The sequence below is a fragment of the Rhodococcus sp. UFZ-B548 genome (assembly GCF_903819475.1).
GTDB classification, from domain to species: Bacteria; Actinomycetota; Actinomycetes; order Mycobacteriales; family Mycobacteriaceae; genus Rhodococcus_F; species Rhodococcus_F erythropolis.
The window spans coordinates 1-3,139 of sequence record NZ_CAIJDS010000127.1; the positions used below are offsets into that span (position 1 = coordinate 1).

General features: G+C 64.5%; 5 protein-coding genes. All 5 read left to right on the forward strand.

Annotated features, from left to right (window positions below; translation table 11 throughout):
* Positions 1–248 precede the first annotated feature (248 nt).
* The 5 genes from H7C86_RS36640 to H7C86_RS36660 all read left to right on the forward strand — a co-directional run bounded on the left by H7C86_RS36640 (position 249) and on the right by H7C86_RS36660 (position 2,959).
* Complete coding sequence (locus tag H7C86_RS36640) at positions 249–914, forward strand: hypothetical protein (protein WP_182263491.1); 666 nt, start codon at positions 249–251, stop codon at positions 912–914.
* 119 nt (positions 915–1,033) lie between these two features.
* Positions 1,034–1,222 carry a hypothetical protein gene (locus H7C86_RS36645; protein ID WP_063316085.1) on the forward strand — a complete coding sequence of 63 codons (189 nt, stop codon included), beginning with the start codon at positions 1,034–1,036 and terminating at the stop codon, positions 1,220–1,222.
* Positions 1,219–1,623: a helix-turn-helix domain-containing protein gene (locus tag H7C86_RS36650; RefSeq protein WP_182263492.1), complete on the forward strand. Its 405-nt coding sequence runs from the start codon at positions 1,219–1,221 to the stop codon at positions 1,621–1,623. Before H7C86_RS36645 ends, H7C86_RS36650 begins: the two co-directional genes overlap by 4 nt.
* Positions 1,624–1,643: 20 nt before the next feature.
* Positions 1,644–2,165, forward strand: coding sequence for a hypothetical protein (locus H7C86_RS36655; protein WP_182263493.1), 522 nt, complete (start codon positions 1,644–1,646; stop codon positions 2,163–2,165).
* An 11-nt stretch (positions 2,166–2,176) separates the two neighbouring features.
* On the forward strand, positions 2,177–2,959 hold the full coding sequence (locus H7C86_RS36660; protein ID WP_182263494.1) for a hypothetical protein: 783 nt from the start codon (positions 2,177–2,179) through the stop codon (positions 2,957–2,959).
* Positions 2,960–3,139 lie beyond the last annotated feature (180 nt).

A 3,139-nucleotide genomic window follows, 5' to 3' on the forward strand; every position in this document is an offset into this window, starting at 1 on the left:
CAAAGCGGAGGCGTTCCCACGCCGCACGGGCACCGAAACCGTCGGAACGCCCGCGAGGCCAAGGGAAGCCAAACGAGACCCACCGACGCGCCCTTCGGGGGGAGCGCCTCCGCTTTGGCTCGTCTGGGGGACCTTCCGACCTGGCCGTTTCGCGGGGAACGCCCCCTGGCCTTCTGGCCTTTGGCCTCGCAAACAGCACCCAAGCGGAGGCGTCCACCCCGCCGCCCTCGAACCCAAGGAGATCTCAAATGACGCGGAACCTGCAGTACAACGAACTGATCGAAGTCGTCAGCGCCTGGTGGGACTCCCGAGTAGTCCAAGACACCCAAGGTTCGCTCTCGACTGCCGAGGCCCTCGGCGACCTCGCCAAATGGTGCAACAACCTCGGGTACGAGACACCGCTCGAGCTTCATTCGAAACAGATCATCTCGCAGAACCACGCCGGGAAAACCACTGACCTGCACTCCCGCACGCAGCGGGGTTGGCGCGGGTTCTCGATCCCGAACCTGGAGGACACCAACTGGAAAGCAGCATGGGCCGCAGTCCCGACTGAAGAAGTGCCGAAACGCCCACGAGGGGTGCTCGGGTTGGCGGTCCGAGTTCGCCGCTTATGGCTCCAAGGTCGCCTCGGGTTCATCCCCTGTTCGGAGATCCGTCCGACCCGCCAACTCCTCGCGCTGACGAACGCCAGCGCCGCAGACCTTCTGTTGGCGGCCGAGCTCATCAACAAAAATCTCGACCTCGTCCTGTCGGCTGACGTGCGGGACCGCGAGGTAACCGCGCATTGGGCGAAAGTCGAACTCCGAGAATCGCAACGCGAGTTGAACCGTCGCGTTCAGGCTCGCCAACGTCGCGACATGTTCCCACCGACCCACACGGAAATCGAATCCGAAGCGGCTTCCCTCGCCGTCTGAAACCTCGTGGGGGTCGGAATGCCCACCAACCCCCGCGAATGTCCTCCCGTGGACGCGAGACACCAGAACACCACCCCGAGAGCGGTTCGGCCAACAACCTACGACCGGACGGAAAACCCGTGAAGATCAACGTAAATATCGACACCGCCCTCTCTGACGACAACGTTCTCGACCTGATCGACGAAACCCGTTGCGCAGGCATCGGACCGCAAGCACAGGTGGCGTCCCGAATGGCAGTCGCGCAGGCGCTACTCGGACTCACTCAGGAAGTGCGAGCACTCCGCGAAGAAATCGCCGCCAAGCGATGACCCCGGCCGCATTCATCACAGGCGTGGTCGCGCTCGACCCCAGAGCTGCCGCCCTCGTCGCGAAGGCCATCCGAACCGGAAACGAGCAGCTCCGCGCCCACGGCGCACCGGGATTCACCCGCGACGTACTGGCCGCAGGCGTAGCGCTCGAGGACGCCAGCCGCGCAGGCGCGAACGCCATAACCGCCAGTGCCGCAACAACACCCAATGATGGACTGGTCCAGGACGCCGAGCGACTGACAACCGAGCAGGCCGCAAACCTTCTCGGGGTCACTCCAAACGCCGTGCGGGACCTGGCGCGCCGAGGTCGCCTCGACGGCCACAAGATCGGCCAGAACTGGACCTTCGACCCCTGGCAGATCGAAGCCCGCAAACGACACCAACGACAAGGCAACTCATGACCACCAAGAAGAAACCCCCAATGACAGCGAAGGAACGGACACGAGTCCTCGCCGCTGCCGCCGAAAAACGCGCATTGAAGCGCCAGTATCCGGGCTTCTACGCCACGCGAGACGCCACCGTGAAAGCGGCCGTAGCCACAGGCCGAATCCTCGCAGCTCGAGTCGGGTACTGGAATGGGCAATACGACCTCAACCCGGTAGAGACCACCGAACGACTGCGGGCGTTGCAGCCCGTGCTGCTGGCTTCGAACAACCCGACCTCCACTGAGGACCGCGTGTGGCACGAGCGCCACCTCGCCGCAGGTGGGAAGCAACCCGAAGCCGACCTCGGATGGTTCGACACGGCAGACCTCACCGCGTCGGCCGCACCTCTCACCACCGGCACCAGCAACACCACCCACCTCGCCAGCGCCGCCAGCGCCGACGACCTCGGATGGTTCGACGCCGCCGACCTCGAAGCCGACATCGCCGCATCGGCACCGGCCGAAACCCCAACCACCAACAACACCGCCTCGTCTGACGACGACGGCTGGTTCTCCTGAGGAGCTAGAACATGGTTGCAAACATCAATGACGTCCAACGCCTCCGCGACACCGTTCAGGCACTCGGGGCCGAACTGCCCCAGTCGCTAGCCAAGACCGCCGAGCTTGCATCGGCTATCGCCAGTAGATCGGAGGTTTCAAGAGCACCGAATCTCGAAGGGCTTCTGAGCGATCCTGATCTGACGGCCGCTGAAATCGAAGGTTTCATTTCGGACGTGGGTACGGCCAGCGCCCGCGAGTACCACTCGTCGCGCCCACGCGAAATCGCCGTCCATACCCTCGTCCAGCAATTCACCGAGGACCTGCGCGGAGCCGGGGGTGACGCCCTGATGGACACCCTTCGACCCAAATTCGAGGAAGCGGCCGGCGCCTTCGCCGAGGCGGGCCGGCGGCTGGATGGCGGGGCATCGGCCGAGTCCATCCTCGCCAGCGGCGAACCCGAGCAGATCGAGGCGTGGCGCGCCCTGCCGCAGGCGCAGGCAAAGGCCGATTCGATTCGCAACCTCGTTCGTCTCATGGTTGTGCACTTCGGTGTTGTGAGGACAACCGAGTACACCGAGGACCACGCACAAGCCGCGTTCTTCTCGGCCTCGTCTGCTCAGTTGATTCAGGCGGGGCATGCATTCGGGGGTACACACCACGGCCTACGGGGTGGAGTGTGGGCCAAGGTGCCGTTGCGAGTGCTCAACACGGTCACCGAAGCGCGAGCGATCATGGCGGATGCAGAGTCCGGACCGTTGGAACCTGCCCGCAAACCCACCGAGCGCGAGCTCGATAGTTTGCCGCACCGCTAGAGAGTTCGAGGGGGTCCGAGAGGGTCCGGTCCGATATACCCCGTCACGAATGTCGAAGTACCTGGGGGCCAACTCCTCCGAGGTCAATTGGCTTTTTCTCCCTCCGACATTCTGCGGGGCGCTCGTCCCCGGTCGTGGGGGTTCTCGACCTCCTCGCGGGGTATTCCGAGGCCCCCACGG